Raw genomic sequence first — 14,646 nt, forward strand, 5'->3', positions numbered from 1 at the left:
CTAACTTCTCACTTCTATGACTAGGTTTGTATTTGTTACGGGCGGCGTGGTTTCCAGTATTGGAAAGGGGATTGTGGCGGCGAGTTTGGGGCGGTTGCTGAAGTCGCGAGATTACTCGGTGTCGATTCTCAAGCTTGACCCTTACATTAATGTTGATCCGGGTACGATGAGTCCGTTTCAGCATGGTGAGGTGTTTGTCACGGAGGATGGGGCGGAGACTGATCTAGATTTAGGTCACTATGAGCGGTTTACGGATACGTCGATGTCGCGGCTCAATAGTGTGACGACTGGCTCGATCTATCAGGCGGTGCTCAATAAGGAGCGGCGGGGTGACTATATGGGGGGCACGGTGCAGGTGATTCCCCATATCACGAATGAGATTAAGGAACGGATTCTGCGGGTGGCGAAGAATACGAATCCGGATGTGGTGATTACAGAAATTGGGGGGACGGTGGGGGACATTGAGTCGCTGCCGTTCTTGGAGGCGATTCGCCAGTTTCGGAAGGATGTGGGACGGCAAAATGTAGTTTATATGCACGTGACGCTGATTCCCTGGATTCCGTCGGCGGGAGAGATGAAGACGAAGCCGACGCAGCATTCGGTGAAGGAGTTGCGTTCGATTGGAATTCAGCCAGACATTTTGGTTTGTCGCAGCGATCGCCCCCTTCCACCTGGACTCAAGCAAAAGCTGTCGGAGTTTTGTGATGTGTCAGCCGAGTGTGTGATTACCTCACAGGATGCAGGCAGCATTTATGAAGTGCCGCTGATGATGGAGCAGGAGGGCTTGGCACAACAGGCTTTGAGTTTGTTAAATTTGCCGCAGCGAGAACCAGAACTGACGCAGTGGCAAACGCTGGTCGCTCGGCTCTATCGCCCTAAGCACCCGATTGAGATTGCGATTGTGGGTAAGTATGTGAGGCTGAGCGATGCTTACCTATCGGTGGTGGAGGCGTTGCGTCATGCGGCGATCGCGATGGGCGGTGATCTCAACCTGCGCTGGGTCAACTCAGAAGAACTGGAAACGCATGACGCGGCTGAATATTTGCAGGGTGTTGATGGGGTTATCGTACCCGGTGGGTTTGGCACTCGTGGCATCAACGGCAAGATTGCTGCGGTTGAATATGTGCGCGATCGCAGAATTCCATTCTTAGGATTGTGCCTGGGAATGCAGTGTTCGGTAATTGAATGGGCGCGCCATGTCGTTGGGCTGGAAGATGCCAACAGTGCCGAGTTTGATGCTGAATCTAGAAACAAAGTCATCAACCTGCTGCCCGAACAGCAGGACGTGGTAGACCTGGGCGGCACGATGCGACTGGGGCTTTATGCCTGTCGTATTGCTCCCAATACTTTGGCAGACCGCCTTTACCAGGAAGAGGTAATCTATGAGCGGCATCGCCATCGCTATGAGTTCAACAACGCTTACCGCAATCTCTTCTTGGAATCAGGCTATGCCATCAGTGGCACCTCACCCGACGGACGGCTCGTTGAAATTGTTGAGCTTCCCGGTCATCCGTTCTTCATCGCTACTCAGTTTCACCCAGAGTTTCAGTCACGCCCCAGCCGCCCCCATCCCTTGTTTAGAGGTTTTGTGGAGGCGGCGATCGCCCACACTGGAACAGCCCAACTCTCCTTAGAACCCTCCCTCAGCGCTGAGCTTAGTTAATAAACGAGGTTAAGCTTTGCCGACTCCCCGCCGCCCTTCCAAAATCGATGCTAAAAAGCAGCGCTTGTTTCGTCGTCGCTTGCTGCTGGTGTCTTTGTTGATGCTGGCTCTCACCCTCGGGTTGTGGTTAAGCGGCTGTACCCACGACTCAGCCGATCCGGCTGGCAAATTGGTGGTCGGCATTATTAGCTACGACACAGCCGACACAGTAGAAAAATACGAGCGCTTTAGAGAGTACCTGGCAGGACAAACCCGCGCCATCGTAGAACTAGAACCCGCCTTTAACGAACTTGCTGCCGTTGAGCAGATTCAGCGGCAGGTCTGGTCAATGGTGTTTGCCTCACCGGGGTTGGCAGCGATCGCCATCGGCAGCCAGCAATACGTTCCCCTCTTCACCATGCAGGGCATCAACAACCTGCGATCGGTCATCGTCGTGCGGGACGAAAGCCAGATTCAAACCCTTGGCGACCTCGCCAATCGGACAATCGCATTAGGAGAACCCGGCTCCGCCGCAGGCTATTATCTACCGCTCTACGATCTGTATGGATTAACGCTAGCTGAAGTGCGTCTTGCCCCCACCCCAAAAACCATTTTGGAATGGTTAGATGAAGGGGCGATCGCTGCCGGAGCCTTATCCGAAGACGACTTTCAAAACCTCCGAAGCCAATTTCGCGACACCAAATTTCGAGTCCTGCATACCAGCCGCCCCATCCCCCCCGGCTCCGTTTTGCTAGCGCCCACCGTAGAGCGCAACCAGCAGCAGCAAATCGAAACCGCCATGCAGCAAGCCCCCTCTAACATCATCGGCGACTCCGGCTACATCCCCAACGTCCCCCTACCCGACTACAGCCAACTTATCGAACTCATCGAAAAAATTCAGCCAATCGAATCTCGCATTCGAGAGAAACCAGCAGTTTTGACGGCGGAAGGTATTAGGGGCTAGGGGTGTAGGGTATGAATTCTTAGGTGGGGGCAATGCAAAGGACCCTTGCCACCCACCGATGCGAAGCGCGTCATGCCACCCATCCTAGACCCTTGCGGAGGGGGTCTGGGGGACGAGCCCGTCCCCCAGTGGGGGTTTGGGGGCAAAGCCCCAAAAGCTTAAATCGAGAAACAGAATTCAAAAAATCGACTTCAGAACACCATCAGTCCTGCGACTGAAGACTCACCACACTTGCCCGCTCAACAAACCGCCGCACCACCTGAAGATATTCTGAACCCGCTACATCCGCCACATCATTGTGTCCCGCATTCGGCACTAACCAGATTTGCTTTGGCTCCGGTGCAGCAGCATACAGCGCCTCACTCATCGCAGAAGGCACCTGAGTATCGGCAATTCCGTGAATGAACAATACTGGCACCTGCAGCAGCTTCTCCCCAGATGAGCCATTCGCCTGTAGCTTTTGCAAAGAGTCAAATCGCTGAGTCAACAGCAGATCCAGCGGAAAAATCTCCAAATTTTTGGCATAGCTTGCCATCTGGCGCATTGAAGTAAACGAGCTTTGCACAATTAACCCAGCCGCATTAGAGTTTTGCGTTGCTAAGTTGATGGCGATCGCCCCCCCCAACGAATGCCCATAGATAAAAGTTTGCTCCGGCGAAATTCCTAATTGAATCAGATGATCCCAGGCAGCTTGAGCATCTGTATAAACAGAAGCTTCCGTTGGAAAATCGCCATCACTCTTGCCATAGCCGCGATAGTCAATCAGCAACACCGAAAACCCCAACTCGTGAAACCGGTTTGCCTGAGCCACATTTGCGCCAATGTTAGACCCATTCCCATGCAAATAGAGCAAAACCCGCTCCGACTGCGCCGGAATCCACCAGCCATGAATTCTCTCGGTTTCATCCCCATCCCCAGCAACCGGAATCCAAACCTCCTCGTAGGGCAGGTTAAACTCCCTCGGCGTCGTCTGGATATAGGGCGACGGAAAAAAGATCATACGGGTCTGCCGCATGAACAAATAAACACAAGTCGCAGTGTAGGCGATCGCCACAAGACTCGCCACAGCCAGAAAAACCTTCAGGAACGGTGACAGTGCTTTAACCATGATCCCGATTGTAATGGCTTTGGGTTTAGGGTCCAGATTACAAACTCTTCTAATCTAAAGCGTTCTAGCTGAAATTGGGGATTGGGGTCAAGGATTGGAAATCAAGGATTCCCGGTTCCCAAACCCCAGCTTGGGAACTAGCAAAAATGACCCGTTGCTCCTTAGAGCTGAGGCGATCGCTGATGCCAGGAAGTCGATTGCTCATAGCAGTAAGCAACCTCCAGCAGCAAGTCTTCACGGAGTACATTGCCAATCAGCTGCAGCCCAATCGGCAACCCCTGATCGTCAAATCCACAAGGTAAGCTAATGGCGGGTAACCCAGCTAGATTTACCGGAATCGTCATTAGGTCAGTTAGGTACATGCTCAGTGGATCAGCGGTCTTATCACCAGCCTTAAACGCGGTGGTGGGACTGGTAGGACACACTAAAATATCCACTTTCCCAAACGCCTGTTCAAAGTCCTGTTTGATCAGCGTTCGTACCTTTTGCGCTTTCAGGTAATAGGCATCGTAATAGCCAGCTGAAAGCGTGTACGTGCCGATCATAATTCGCCGCTTTACCTCTGCCCCAAAACCTTGAGCGCGAGTCTTGGTATACATCGACAGCAAGTTATCTGGATCTTTTGTACGGAAGCCATACTTTACGCCGTCATATCGTGCCAAATTTGCTGACGCTTCTGAAGGCGCAATGATGTAATAGGTCGGCAAACCATAGCGAAACTGCGGACAAGAAACAACCTGGATCTCTGCCCCCAGCGATTGCAATTGTTCTACTGCTTTTGTTACTGTCGCCTCGACTGTTGGATCTAAGCCTTGCCCAAAAGTTTCTTGGATTACACCGATTTTAAGCTTGCGTCTGGGCTTTAAGTCAGGCTTCAGCGCACTGGCATAGTCAGGAATGGGAACCTTGAGGCTGGTTGCATCCCTGGGATCATGACCGGCGATCGCCCCTAACAAAATCGCTGCATCTTCCACCGACCGACCAAACGGGCCAATTTGATCCAGCGAAGACGCATAGGCAACCAGCCCATAGCGCGACACCAGCCCGTAGGTTGGCTTCATGCCCACAATGCCGCACAACGATGCAGGCTGGCGAATCGAGCCACCCGTGTCAGACCCCAGCGCTACCACACATTCCCCGCCTGCAACCGCTGCCGCCGAACCACCCGAGGAACCACCCGGTACCCGCTCCAGATCCCAGGGATTCGCCGTCACTTGAAACGCCGAGTTTTCGGTAGAGCTACCCATCGCAAACTCATCCAGGTTCGTCTTACCGACCATCACTGCCCCTGCTGCCGTTAGCTTTTCAGTGACAGCAGATTCGTAAGGCGGCACAAAATTCTCCAAAATTCGAGAGGCGCAAGTTGTTGGAATGCCTCGCGTACACAGGTTGTCTTTGATCCCAATCGGGATTCCAGCTAGCGGCGAAATTTCCTCACCCGCTGCAATTTTGGCATCTACCTTTCGCGCCTGCTCCAGTGCGTGGTCTGCCGTCACATGCAAAAAACTGTGCAGTTTTGGCTCTAGTGCCTGGATGCGCTCTAGAGCTTCCTGCGTAATTTCGACAGCAGAACGTTCCTTATGGGTTAGCTGGCGATGCAGTTCGCGGATCGATGACATGCAACAACCTCAATTAGCGGTTCAGATTTAACAGTTTAGGGCAAGCATTCAAAGCAATTTTGGCTCACGGTCAACTTGCAACAGCAGAGCCAATCGTTTCGCCTATACGGATTCGACCTGTTTTAGCCGAAAATGCCGTATGCCAAACTTCACTCTAGTAGATTTTGAAGCCAATTAGGGGAACTCTGGTTCACGTTTAGAAATTGTTCTTGAGTAGGCGATCGCTCTCCGGATGTCAGAGTTGGAGGAATAGAAACCAAATTCAATACCAATCTGCGATCGCAAGTCCCGGTACTCTGCCAAATTCATTGATGTTGTGAGTGACGAGAGTTGCCTGAAGTGCTATGGCTGTCCCTGCGATTAAAACATCTATTTGTCCAATCGGAATTCCTTGTTGCTCTAACTGAGCGCGAATCGTAGCAGCATAAAGAGCCGCCTCTCGATCGAATGAAATTAAGCTAACGTGACTTAAAAGCTGTTGAAGTTGTTGAATGCGTTTCGTAGGAGAAGTCGATTTTGCAATACCAACTTGCAGTTCAAAGAGAACGATTGTCGGAATACCAATTTGTTGGGGAGCGACTTTAATGAAATTCTGAGCAACTTGCCCCTGACCCTTGAAGTAATAAATCAAGGTATTGGTATCCAAAACATACATTTAGAGGCTCTCCCGCAAGATGTCCTGCTCAGATACAGCACGAATGTCTTCCAGCTTCGGAAAGTCTTCGCCCCAACTTCCAGCAAGAGATTCAACTAGCTCTATCCAAGCATTTTGAGTCGCTGTATCGGTTGATTTGTTGACGTTTAGGTGTCTAGCTTGAACGGATTTAGCGAAATCTAAAATCTCACTGGCTTCATCTGGACGAAGGGCTTTGACGAGTTCGTAAATTTGTTCAGCAATGCTCATAGTTGAAACTTTGAAGGACTGATCATTCTTACTTCGATCCTATCTGCGAAATTGATTGCTGTAAAAGCTTTGCATTATCTGTAGCGCTTGAACTCACTAGTGTGGTCATCTTCTGGCTTTATGTACGGATCAAGACCATTATCCTCCCGCTCTACATTCTGAATCATTCTATCAAGCCAGACATAGGCTTCCTCATCAGGATTCTCGTAAATCACTTGATTTGCCATATCATTTACGAGAGTTAATGGCTGATCAGGTTCAAGTTCTCGATTCTGAATAATTGAGACAAAATCCGCCCATCTTTCTGCAATGATTGGATTATTCTTTATCGATTTTTTGATGCTTTGGATACCTTCTATATAACCAAGAGCGTCAAATCTTATAAGAATTGATACAGCGTTCTGGTAGTTATTCATAGTTTTTTCTCCATATTTTCTTTTTGTTTTGACACTTTAATAGAGCGTTTCGCGAAACGCCCCTACAAGAGTATCTATGTGTAGTTCAATTTGGAGAATTGGTATTACTTCGATCCTATCTGCGATCGCCCACCTTCAACCTTCTACAATTGACTGCGCGCTTTCAGTTGTAGATAGCGATCGACCAGTTGTTCCGTAATCTGATTAGCAGGTGCATCCAGAATTAACACGCCTCTTTGCTTGAGAGTTGCCAATGCTACCTGACGCTGTGCTAGCAAATCTAAAGCAACCGCACGGGCATAGGTGCCAGGAATATCTTGAGTCAAGGTGTGAGCCTGCACATCAATTTGGGGATCGCGCAGCGTGACGCAAAAGGGCAGATAGCGGGGAGCCAAGCGACCCATCGAGAGCAGCAGCTCTGACGAGGCGGTTTTGTCTACCAGATCGGTGATTAAAACGACCAGGGCGCGGCGAGTGTGCTGACTGGTGACGTGGGTGATGGCTCCAAGATAGTCGGGTTCTAGCAACACAGGGTGAATGGGCGTGAGGCGTTCGATGAGTTTGGTGAGTTGGGTTTGTCCACGTTCCGGGGGCACCCAGACCTGCATCTGCCGATCGAATACGCCGATACCGACGCGATCGCCCCGATTCAATCCCGCTAATGCTAGTGAAAGAGCTGCGTTCAGCCCCCAGTCAAATCGAGCCAATCCCTTCACCTGAGCCGTCATCAGCCGTCCCCGGTCAAGCAAGATCATCAGCGTTTGTTCTTGCTCTGGTTCCAATACGCGCAGCAGCAGCCGACTTCGACGAGCAGTCGCTTTCCAGTCAATTAGGCGGGGATCATCGCCTGTGCTGTATTCTCGCAACTCCGCAAACTCGGTGCCCATGCCCAACCGTTTTGCTCGACGAATGTTGCCGCTGTTTTGCAGGGACAGTCGCAGGGAGAGCGATCGCAGCCCTAGCAAATCAGGATAGACGGCTACTGTTTGCGGTTGAGGAATGCGCCAACTGTGCCATGCCAGTCCCCAGGCTCCAAGCTGTCGCACCTGAATATTGCCAAACAGATATTCACCTCGCTTTGCCGGAAAAACAGTGTAGGTGACTTCCTCCTCGCGGTTGGGCGGTAGCGTCAGTTCCAGCAGCGGTGGAGTGGCAGTAAATTCTGGTGGGTAAAAGTCACGGATTTGCAAGGTAGCGGGGCGATCGCCCAACTTCACTGTTAACCGAACTGGATTTTCCTGCCCAATTGAGAGCCGCTGGAGTGACTCACGAGATACCTTCACCTGACTGGATTTGACGCGCTGGCTATCCCAAAAAGCCAAGCCCAGGATCAGGACATCCCAGGTCAGGGTGAGCCCTAATGCAACCAGCAGCAACGCTGGACGGGTATTGCCACTGCCAAAAGCAGCTAGACCCAGCCCTACCCCAGTTCCAAGCAAGAGCAATTGGTAAACGCGAGGAGCAGGGATCATCGCGGCACCGCCACCTGATTCAGCAAAGAAGACACCACGCCATCCAACTGGAGTCCGTCAAGTTGGGCTTCGGGACGCAGGATCAGACGGTGACGCAGTAGGGGAGAGGCGATCGCCTTCACATCATCGGGCGTGACGTAGTCTCTGCCCGACAGCCAGGCCCTTGCCTTGCTTGCCTGAAGCCACGCCACTGCTGAACGGGGAGACGCGCCCAGCGCCAGGTCGGGGTGTTTGCGGGTGCGGTGAACCAGCCCCAGCAAGTAGTCCAGCAAATTCTCAGCGACTTGAATCGAGCGAATTGCCTGACGCGCCGCTAATACGTCTGCCACCGTTGCCAGGGGCTTTAGCTCTACCAGGTCGAGCCGCTTAGTTTGCAGCCCGGCTTGAGCATTGAGCAGCATTTGCTTTTCGGCTTTGGGTTCTGGGTAGTCCACAATTAGCTTAAACAAGAAGCGATCGAGTTGCGCTTCGGGCAAGGGGTAGGTGCCTTCAAACTCCAGCGGGTTTTGCGTCGCGATCACCCAAAACAGATCTGGCAGGGGCAGGCTTTGCCCGTCGAGCGTTACCTGCTGTTCTTCCATTGCTTCTAGCAGGGCTGCCTGAGTTTTGGGCGGAGTGCGGTTAATCTCATCTGCCAGCAGAATTTCGGTAAAAACGGGCCCTTGCTTTAGCGTGAAGTTACGCGTATTCAGGTCAAAGATGTTGGTACCCAGAATGTCAGAGGGCAGCACGTCAGGCGTAAGTTGAATTCGCCGGAAATCTGCCTTTACCAGTCGCGCCAGCGCCCGGACAAGCAGCGTTTTGCCTGTACCGGGTACGCCTTCCAAAATCACATGCCCACCTGATAGGAGTGCAACCATCAGTTCTTGAACCAGATTGGGCTGACCCACCACAATTTGGCTGAGGGCTTTACCGAGACGAATAAAGGTCGTGTTGGAGTCGTTCACAAGCTGGATTCTGATTTGAATAATTGACTTAAATAACTGAATTGGGTAGGTGACGACGCATTGTCCTCACCTTATCCAACCAAACTAGCAACTCCCGTTCGCTGATCTGAGCATGATTATCAGCTAAATCGAAGATTTCTGCTAACTCGGCGGCGGGTCGTCCGGTTTGCTGGGTCCAGGCAGCAGCAACGACCTTTGGCTCCAGTAAATCGTTGCCCAAGCCGAGCGATCGCTGCACATTCAGTTGCTCTGCTTTGCCGACCATTTCTACCACAAACTTACTAGAGTTGGCTTTTTGTAAAACGCCTGCCATTGCTTGAATGTAAGCTGTGCTGTTGTCTAGAGGGGGAGTTTCTAGGGCGATCGCTGGTCCCAACCGCCGATGTCCCAAAAACAACACCAGCAGCATGATCCCTGCCTGTACCGCCAGGAGCAACAGCGGCGTTTTTGCCAGGTAGAGGAGGATGTTTTCTGAATTTTCCTGGGCGATCGCCGCTTCATCTTTGTAGCCGTGAGAATATTCGTCCACCCAAATCGGATTACCAATTTCCGTCAGCAGTTGCGCCAAAAACTCAAAATTTCCTGGCTCATTCTGGTAGGCATTGGCAGCAAGATGGGACGAAGTAGAAAGAATGATGCGCCCCCGTCCCACTGTTTCTTGCCAGACAATGGCTCCGTGGCCATCTCTCAGCAAATCCTCAAATTCCCACTCGTTCATTCCAGGTGCAGAAAAAGATTGGGTTTGCAGCGAACGGCGGCTCGTCTCAACTTTGACACCACCTGCCGAACTTTCCAGCGTCGAACTGAATGGGGCTGCTGTGACCGTTCCCCTCACGCCTAACAGCACCAATACATTGCCCTGAGCGATCCAATCCCCATCAAACAGATTCAGAGGCAACCCACTGCTGACTTGCACCAGCGTCATTGGGGTAGCCGGCGCTGCTTGCGCTAATGTGTTATCCATCTCCGGAGCATCCATCGCTGGATCATCAACTCTGGGGAAACGAATTGGCACCGTATCAGGATTGTCAGTTCCAGGTTGCGGTTCAAGCAATTCCTCAAGCGGTCTTTGCCAACGCTGCACGGGAGTGCCCCGCTCTTGCATGTAGGCATACCAGGCTCCATAGCCATCGGGCGATCGGCTATAGGTTGAGCCTTGCATCAGGCGGCTAGTGCGGGGAGCAAAAACCAGAGTGAGCACAATCAGAACCAGCACAACGCCCAACCACAGCCGATATTTCTTGATCATGGCTGAATCTCCTGGTAAGCCTGCCAGCAGCGCTCAAATGTGTCGGATGAGATCGCAGTGTCGCTAAAGCAGAGTTGTTCATGGGTGCGAATCAGCGTTTGATAGGGCTGAGGTGGGTTGAGCGTCTGCACCAGACGCAAATATTCGCCATCGGTGCGGCTCAACTGCTGCAGGATCAGTTCTTTGTCGTTCAAGTTTTGCAGCATTGCCATGTAGAGACAGCGACAGGCTTCGCGGTAGTCTCCTTGCTGCTGGGCAGTGCGCGATCGCCCCAACCACTCTGAAATGGTTAAGATTTGGGGTTGAGCGTCGGTTGATGGAGCGGGCGATCGCCCCAGTCGCACGGCAGGATAAAGGTAAGGATTGAGCAATTTGTAAAGTTGCCAGCCTGCCCAGCCGACTAGAGCAATCACGAGCAGCCAAAATAGTCCTTCTAGCAACCAGTCAGGTAGTGACCAATCAAGGACTGGCTGACGATTTGGGTCGTTGCCAAACAGCAATCGTTCGATGAATTCTCCAACCCGTTGCTGCGCCTGCTGAAGTTGCCAACCCAGACTATTCTTCTGAAATTCGCCCGCTGTCTCAGTTTCGTTTGCTCCGACCATATTGCAACTGCTAATTTACACTAGGCGCGAGAAATATTCCTGCTCCAGGATAGACATGATGACCAGCGAATCGTAGGACTCCCCTCGCCGAACGGCTTCTCGTAGGAGTCCTTCCTGCTTAAAGCCAACAGATTCATAGACCCATCGGGCACGCTGGTTATCCTCAAACACATCTAACCACAGTCGATGCGCCTGATATTCCTCAAAAACGCGCTTTTGAATCAGCTTCAATGCTGTTTTGCCGAATCCTTTCCCTGGTTCTGCGATCACAATTCGAGTCAACTCAATGTTGCGGTGAGGAGACTGAAGCCCAGACAGGATGGTATAACCTGCGATCGCTTCTATCCCTACATCCAGATCAGTTTTAATAATCAGGTAATGCTTATCCGGGTCTTGTAAATTTTGCAGATGCTTGTCCCGACTCCAACTGAGAATAAATCTGCTAAATTTTTTACGGGCTTCTTGGCTGAGAATGAAGTCAAGGTGGCTTATAGTGCCGGTTTGCAGCTTCATAAGAAAAAGATATTACGAAGAGCGTCCAAATTTTAAGGATATTTACAAAGAGAGTTGGTTTGTATAGTTCCCAGGGGCGGATCTACTACTATGGATAGAGAAAGACAGATAAGTTCCATTCACTTCTCCATCGAAAGATGGCTGCATGAGATGAATCTAAGCATCTCACTCACCGAGTGCCACTTCTCTTCCACTTTTCCTGTGCCACTCGTCCTGTGGTTGAGCGATCGCCCTTTCCCTACAGTTTGACTCACCGTTCTTGACACTTTCTATAGGCTGCATCCAAAACAGCCTTAGAAACGATCAGAGGTCAGTTTGCCCAGCGCTCCTTTGGTTCATTTAAGTCGCAGTAGTATCTGTTTTACTTGGTTTTGTTAATCTCCCGAGTTTGACGGTTTTGCCCCATCTACAAAATTCTCAATTGGGAGAGCAATTGCTATTGAGTTCTGCTGATTTCTAATAGCAATTTCAACTGCTTCTAACCACAAGTTTTTCCAACACAAGCGAATGAAAACAACCCAGCCTCACGCGATAACGGCGAGGCCTAACCCCTTGCTTCAGCATCGCATGTTCAATGAAACTCACTACAGCGAGAAAATTCAGGCAGAAATTCAGCAGCGGTTTGGATTTGTTCCGCCTTTCTTTGCACCAGCGATGCAGAACCCTCTGGTGCTAGAAAATTTGTGGCATCAGACTCTTCAGCTTTATGTCAACAATCCACTGCCTGCCTTATTTAAGGAAAAACTTTCTGCTTATTTGTCTCGCTTTTGTGCGGTTCCGTACTGCATGATCTGCCACAGCTGTTCCCTTTTTGAATTGGGGATGGAGTCGTGCCAAATTCTAGAATTGCTGGAGTCTTCTCCCCCCATCGAAACCGAAGTTGACCAGCATTTAGACTTTTTGGCAAAACAATCTGCTCTATTAGAGTTTCCGGAGCCAAATTCCGGACTGGAAGCTAGCATCCTAACCTGCGCAATTTTTATTGCTCTGCAACATGATCGGGCTGAGTGTTGTCGCACTGAGCTACGCCGATTGTTGGGAGCGACCCTCTATCAATATCTAACTCTTTTTATTGCTTATATTAAAACCTGCCATATTTGGATGGAGTCTAATCCAAACGTGGTTTATGAGGCTGATCGACGAGTCCAGAACTACTTTAAAGATTTAACGGAAGGTGAGCCTGCACTGGCTGACTTCTTTGTGAACTATTGGGAACGGGTGCAGCGCGATCGCCAAACCTGGGCAGCACAGCAAGCGGCGATCGCCGAACGTAAACGCAGTGAGGCTGCGATGCGAGACATAGCAGTCGAAAACCTGCGTCTGGCGCGCGTTGTGGCTGCTACCTCAGAAGGCATTCTAATCACCGATCCCAACCAGCCCGATAACCCAATTATTTACGCGAATCCTGCCTTCTCTCGAATCACAGGATACGAGTCAGAGGAAATCATCGGGCGCAACTGCCGCTTTTTGCAGGGCGCAGACACCGACGCTCAAACAGTTGCTCAGCTCAGGCAGGCAATTCTTCAACAGCAAGAAATTAAAACCACACTGCTGAACTACCGCAAAGACGGACAACCCTTTTGGAATGAGCTAAAAATTTCTCCAGTTTTATCAGAAACGGGTGAACTGCTCTACTTCGTTGGATTCCAAACTGATGTAACTGAGCAAAAACAGGCAGAACAAAAAATTTGTGAACAAGCTGCTCTGCTCGATGTCGCCACAGATGGGATTTTTGTCCGTGACTTAAACCATCAAATTTTGTTTTGGAGTAAAGGTGCAGAACGGCTCTATGGCTGGAAAGCAGAAGAAATTTTGGAGCAAAATGCGATCGAGTTACTCAATCCAGTCACCACACCTCAACTCACTACTGCCTTCAAAACCGTTGTTGAAACTGGGGAATGGCAAGGTGAGTTACAGCAAGTGACTCAAACCGGCAAATCAATCATGGTTGAAAGCCGCTGGACATTGATGCGCGACCAGTCTGGGCAGCCTAGGGCCGTTTTGGTGGTCAACACCGATATTACCGAGAAAAAACAGCTTGAAGCACAGTTTCTCCGAGCACAGCGGATGGAGAGCATCGGCACCTTGGCTAGTGGCATCGCTCACGATCTGAATAATGAACTAACTCCGATTTTGGCCTCAGCACAACTGTTGCTAATGCACTCCAAAATTCAGGAGAACAAACGACAGCAGCTGTTAGAAAACATTCAAAACAGCGCTAAACGGGGTGCAACTTTAATTAAGCAAGTTCTCTCTTTTGCACGAGGTGTAGAAGGCAAGCGAACGGTGCTGCAAATCCGACATTTGATATCAGAAATTCGGCAAATCGTTCAAGAAACTTTTCCCAAGTCGATTGAGGTTCATTTAGATCTGCCGAACGATTTGTGGCTAGTTTCTGGAGATGCAACGCAACTCCACCAGGTGTTGATGAATCTCTGTGTGAATGCTCGAGATGCCATGACGGACGGAGGAATGCTGAGCCTGAGTGCAACAAATCTGTGGATTGATGAAAACTATACACGAATGAACCTAGATGCTCAGGTTGGTGCATATGTGATGGTTTCAGTCGCAGATACGGGAGTAGGCATTTCCCCAGAAGCGCTAGATCGAATCTTTGAACCCTTTTTCACCACAAAAGAGTTAGGTAAGGGAACAGGTTTAGGGCTGTCTACTGTGCTTGGCATCGTCAAGAGTCACGGTGGTTTTGTAGAGGTCTTGAGTTCGGTTGACAGTGGCACCCAGTTTAAGATCTATATTCCTGCAGTGCAGGCGGCTGAGACCCTGTTTGTCCAGGAAGATGAACCTGTGTCTGGTGAAGGTGAGTTAATTTTAGTGGTGGATGATGAGGCTGCTATTCGAGAGGTGAATCAAGCTTCGTTGGAAAGCCACAATTATCGAGTGTTAACCGCTTCTGATGGGATTGAGGCGATCGCCCAATACGTTCAGCGCAAAGATGAAATCAATCTGGTGTTGATTGATATGATGATGCCCTCAATGGACGGCATGACGGCAATTCGCACACTCAAAAAAATTGATCCGCAGGTAAAGATTATTGCAGTCAGCGGGCTTTTGTCTAACACCCAAATTCCTGAACCTGTAAACTCCAATATTCAGGCATTTTTGCCCAAACCTTACACTGCCAAGGAATTGGTGAGAACAATTCATCAAGTGTTGCAGCAAAAATAGGAGCGAAGCATTCGGACAATT

14 protein-coding genes are annotated in these 14,646 nt (G+C 50.4%); 4 read left to right on the forward strand and 10 right to left on the reverse strand.

The window, feature by feature from the left end; translation table 11 throughout:
- Positions 1-16 precede the first annotated feature (16 nt).
- Positions 17-1,663: a CTP synthase gene (gene pyrG, locus H6F93_RS10175; protein ID WP_190680360.1), complete on the forward strand. Its 1,647-nt coding sequence runs from the start codon at positions 17-19 to the stop codon at positions 1,661-1,663.
- Positions 1,664-1,679: 16 nt separating this feature from the next.
- The gene (locus tag H6F93_RS10180) at positions 1,680-2,606 is read left to right on the forward strand and encodes a phosphate/phosphite/phosphonate ABC transporter substrate-binding protein (RefSeq protein ID WP_242043382.1); all 927 of its coding nucleotides are present in this window, start codon (positions 1,680-1,682) and stop codon (positions 2,604-2,606) included.
- A gap of 202 nt (positions 2,607-2,808) precedes the next feature.
- Here the strand turns inward: H6F93_RS10180 and H6F93_RS10185 are convergent, their stop codons facing one another.
- The 10 genes from H6F93_RS10185 to H6F93_RS10230 all read right to left on the reverse strand — a co-directional run bounded on the left by H6F93_RS10185 (position 2,809) and on the right by H6F93_RS10230 (position 11,439).
- Positions 2,809-3,714, reverse strand: coding sequence for an alpha/beta hydrolase (locus H6F93_RS10185; RefSeq protein ID WP_190680361.1), 906 nt, complete (start codon positions 3,712-3,714; stop codon positions 2,809-2,811).
- A 161-nt stretch (positions 3,715-3,875) separates the two neighbouring features.
- Complete coding sequence (gatA, locus tag H6F93_RS10190; protein WP_190680362.1) at positions 3,876-5,333, reverse strand: Asp-tRNA(Asn)/Glu-tRNA(Gln) amidotransferase subunit GatA; 1,458 nt, start codon at positions 5,331-5,333, stop codon at positions 3,876-3,878.
- 262 nt (positions 5,334-5,595) lie between these two features.
- Positions 5,596-5,988, reverse strand: a complete 393-nt coding sequence (locus H6F93_RS10195) for a type II toxin-antitoxin system VapC family toxin (protein WP_190680364.1) — start codon at positions 5,986-5,988, stop codon at positions 5,596-5,598.
- Positions 5,989-6,237: a DUF2281 domain-containing protein gene (locus tag H6F93_RS10200; RefSeq protein WP_190643542.1), complete on the reverse strand. Its 249-nt coding sequence runs from the start codon at positions 6,235-6,237 to the stop codon at positions 5,989-5,991.
- A 74-nt stretch (positions 6,238-6,311) separates the two neighbouring features.
- Positions 6,312-6,653, reverse strand: a complete 342-nt coding sequence (locus H6F93_RS10205) for a hypothetical protein (protein ID WP_190643541.1) — start codon at positions 6,651-6,653, stop codon at positions 6,312-6,314.
- 143 nt (positions 6,654-6,796) lie between these two features.
- Positions 6,797-8,125 (reverse strand): DUF58 domain-containing protein, encoded by a 1,329-nt coding sequence (locus H6F93_RS10210; protein ID WP_190680366.1) that lies wholly within the window; start codon positions 8,123-8,125, stop codon positions 6,797-6,799.
- Positions 8,122-9,072, reverse strand: coding sequence for an AAA family ATPase (locus tag H6F93_RS10215; protein WP_190643539.1), 951 nt, complete (start codon positions 9,070-9,072; stop codon positions 8,122-8,124). Before H6F93_RS10215 ends, H6F93_RS10210 begins: the two co-directional genes overlap by 4 nt.
- 28 nt (positions 9,073-9,100) lie before the next feature.
- Complete coding sequence (locus H6F93_RS10220) at positions 9,101-10,321, reverse strand: DUF4350 domain-containing protein (RefSeq protein ID WP_190680368.1); 1,221 nt, start codon at positions 10,319-10,321, stop codon at positions 9,101-9,103.
- Positions 10,318-10,926 carry a DUF4129 domain-containing protein gene (locus H6F93_RS10225; RefSeq protein ID WP_190680370.1) on the reverse strand — a complete coding sequence of 203 codons (609 nt, stop codon included), beginning with the start codon at positions 10,924-10,926 and terminating at the stop codon, positions 10,318-10,320. The genes H6F93_RS10220 and H6F93_RS10225 overlap by 4 nt, the downstream gene beginning before the upstream one ends.
- 15 nt (positions 10,927-10,941) lie before the next feature.
- A complete protein-coding gene (locus H6F93_RS10230; protein ID WP_190680372.1) occupies positions 10,942-11,439 on the reverse strand; it encodes a GNAT family N-acetyltransferase in 498 nt (165 codons plus the stop codon).
- A gap of 90 nt (positions 11,440-11,529) precedes the next feature.
- Between H6F93_RS10230 and H6F93_RS10235 the strand changes: the two genes are divergently transcribed.
- Together H6F93_RS10235 and H6F93_RS10240 are read left to right on the forward strand one after the other, a co-directional pair.
- Positions 11,530-11,688, forward strand: a complete 159-nt coding sequence (locus tag H6F93_RS10235; protein WP_190680374.1) for a hypothetical protein — start codon at positions 11,530-11,532, stop codon at positions 11,686-11,688.
- A gap of 303 nt (positions 11,689-11,991) precedes the next feature.
- The gene (locus tag H6F93_RS10240; protein WP_242043383.1) at positions 11,992-14,625 is read left to right on the forward strand and encodes a PAS domain S-box protein; all 2,634 of its coding nucleotides are present in this window, start codon (positions 11,992-11,994) and stop codon (positions 14,623-14,625) included.
- Positions 14,626-14,646: the final 21 nt, after the last annotated feature.

This window comes from Leptolyngbya sp. FACHB-671 (assembly GCF_014695745.1).
Taxonomy (GTDB): Bacteria; Cyanobacteriota; Cyanobacteriia; order Elainellales; family Elainellaceae; genus JAAUTN01.

What these genes read in the sequence shown, in the direction of transcription:
- H6F93_RS10195 (WP_190680364.1), bottom strand. Translation starts at nt 5,988, where the DNA reads ATGTATGTTTTGGATACCAATACCTTGATTTATTACTTCAAGGGTCAG.
- pyrG (WP_190680360.1), top strand. Translation starts at nt 17, where the DNA reads ATGACTAGGTTTGTATTTGTTACGGGCGGCGTGGTTTCCAGTATTGGA.
- H6F93_RS10205 (WP_190643541.1), bottom strand. Translation starts at nt 6,653, where the DNA reads ATGAATAACTACCAGAACGCTGTATCAATTCTTATAAGATTTGACGCT.
- H6F93_RS10220 (WP_190680368.1), bottom strand. Translation starts at nt 10,321, where the DNA reads ATGATCAAGAAATATCGGCTGTGGTTGGGCGTTGTGCTGGTTCTGATT.
- H6F93_RS10230 (WP_190680372.1), bottom strand. Translation starts at nt 11,439, where the DNA reads ATGAAGCTGCAAACCGGCACTATAAGCCACCTTGACTTCATTCTCAGC.
- H6F93_RS10210 (WP_190680366.1), bottom strand. Translation starts at nt 8,125, where the DNA reads ATGATCCCTGCTCCTCGCGTTTACCAATTGCTCTTGCTTGGAACTGGG.
- H6F93_RS10200 (WP_190643542.1), bottom strand. Translation starts at nt 6,237, where the DNA reads ATGAGCATTGCTGAACAAATTTACGAACTCGTCAAAGCCCTTCGTCCA.
- H6F93_RS10185 (WP_190680361.1), bottom strand. Translation starts at nt 3,714, where the DNA reads ATGGTTAAAGCACTGTCACCGTTCCTGAAGGTTTTTCTGGCTGTGGCG.
- H6F93_RS10225 (WP_190680370.1), bottom strand. Translation starts at nt 10,926, where the DNA reads ATGGTCGGAGCAAACGAAACTGAGACAGCGGGCGAATTTCAGAAGAAT.
- gatA (WP_190680362.1), bottom strand. Translation starts at nt 5,333, where the DNA reads ATGTCATCGATCCGCGAACTGCATCGCCAGCTAACCCATAAGGAACGT.
- H6F93_RS10235 (WP_190680374.1), top strand. Translation starts at nt 11,530, where the DNA reads ATGGATAGAGAAAGACAGATAAGTTCCATTCACTTCTCCATCGAAAGA.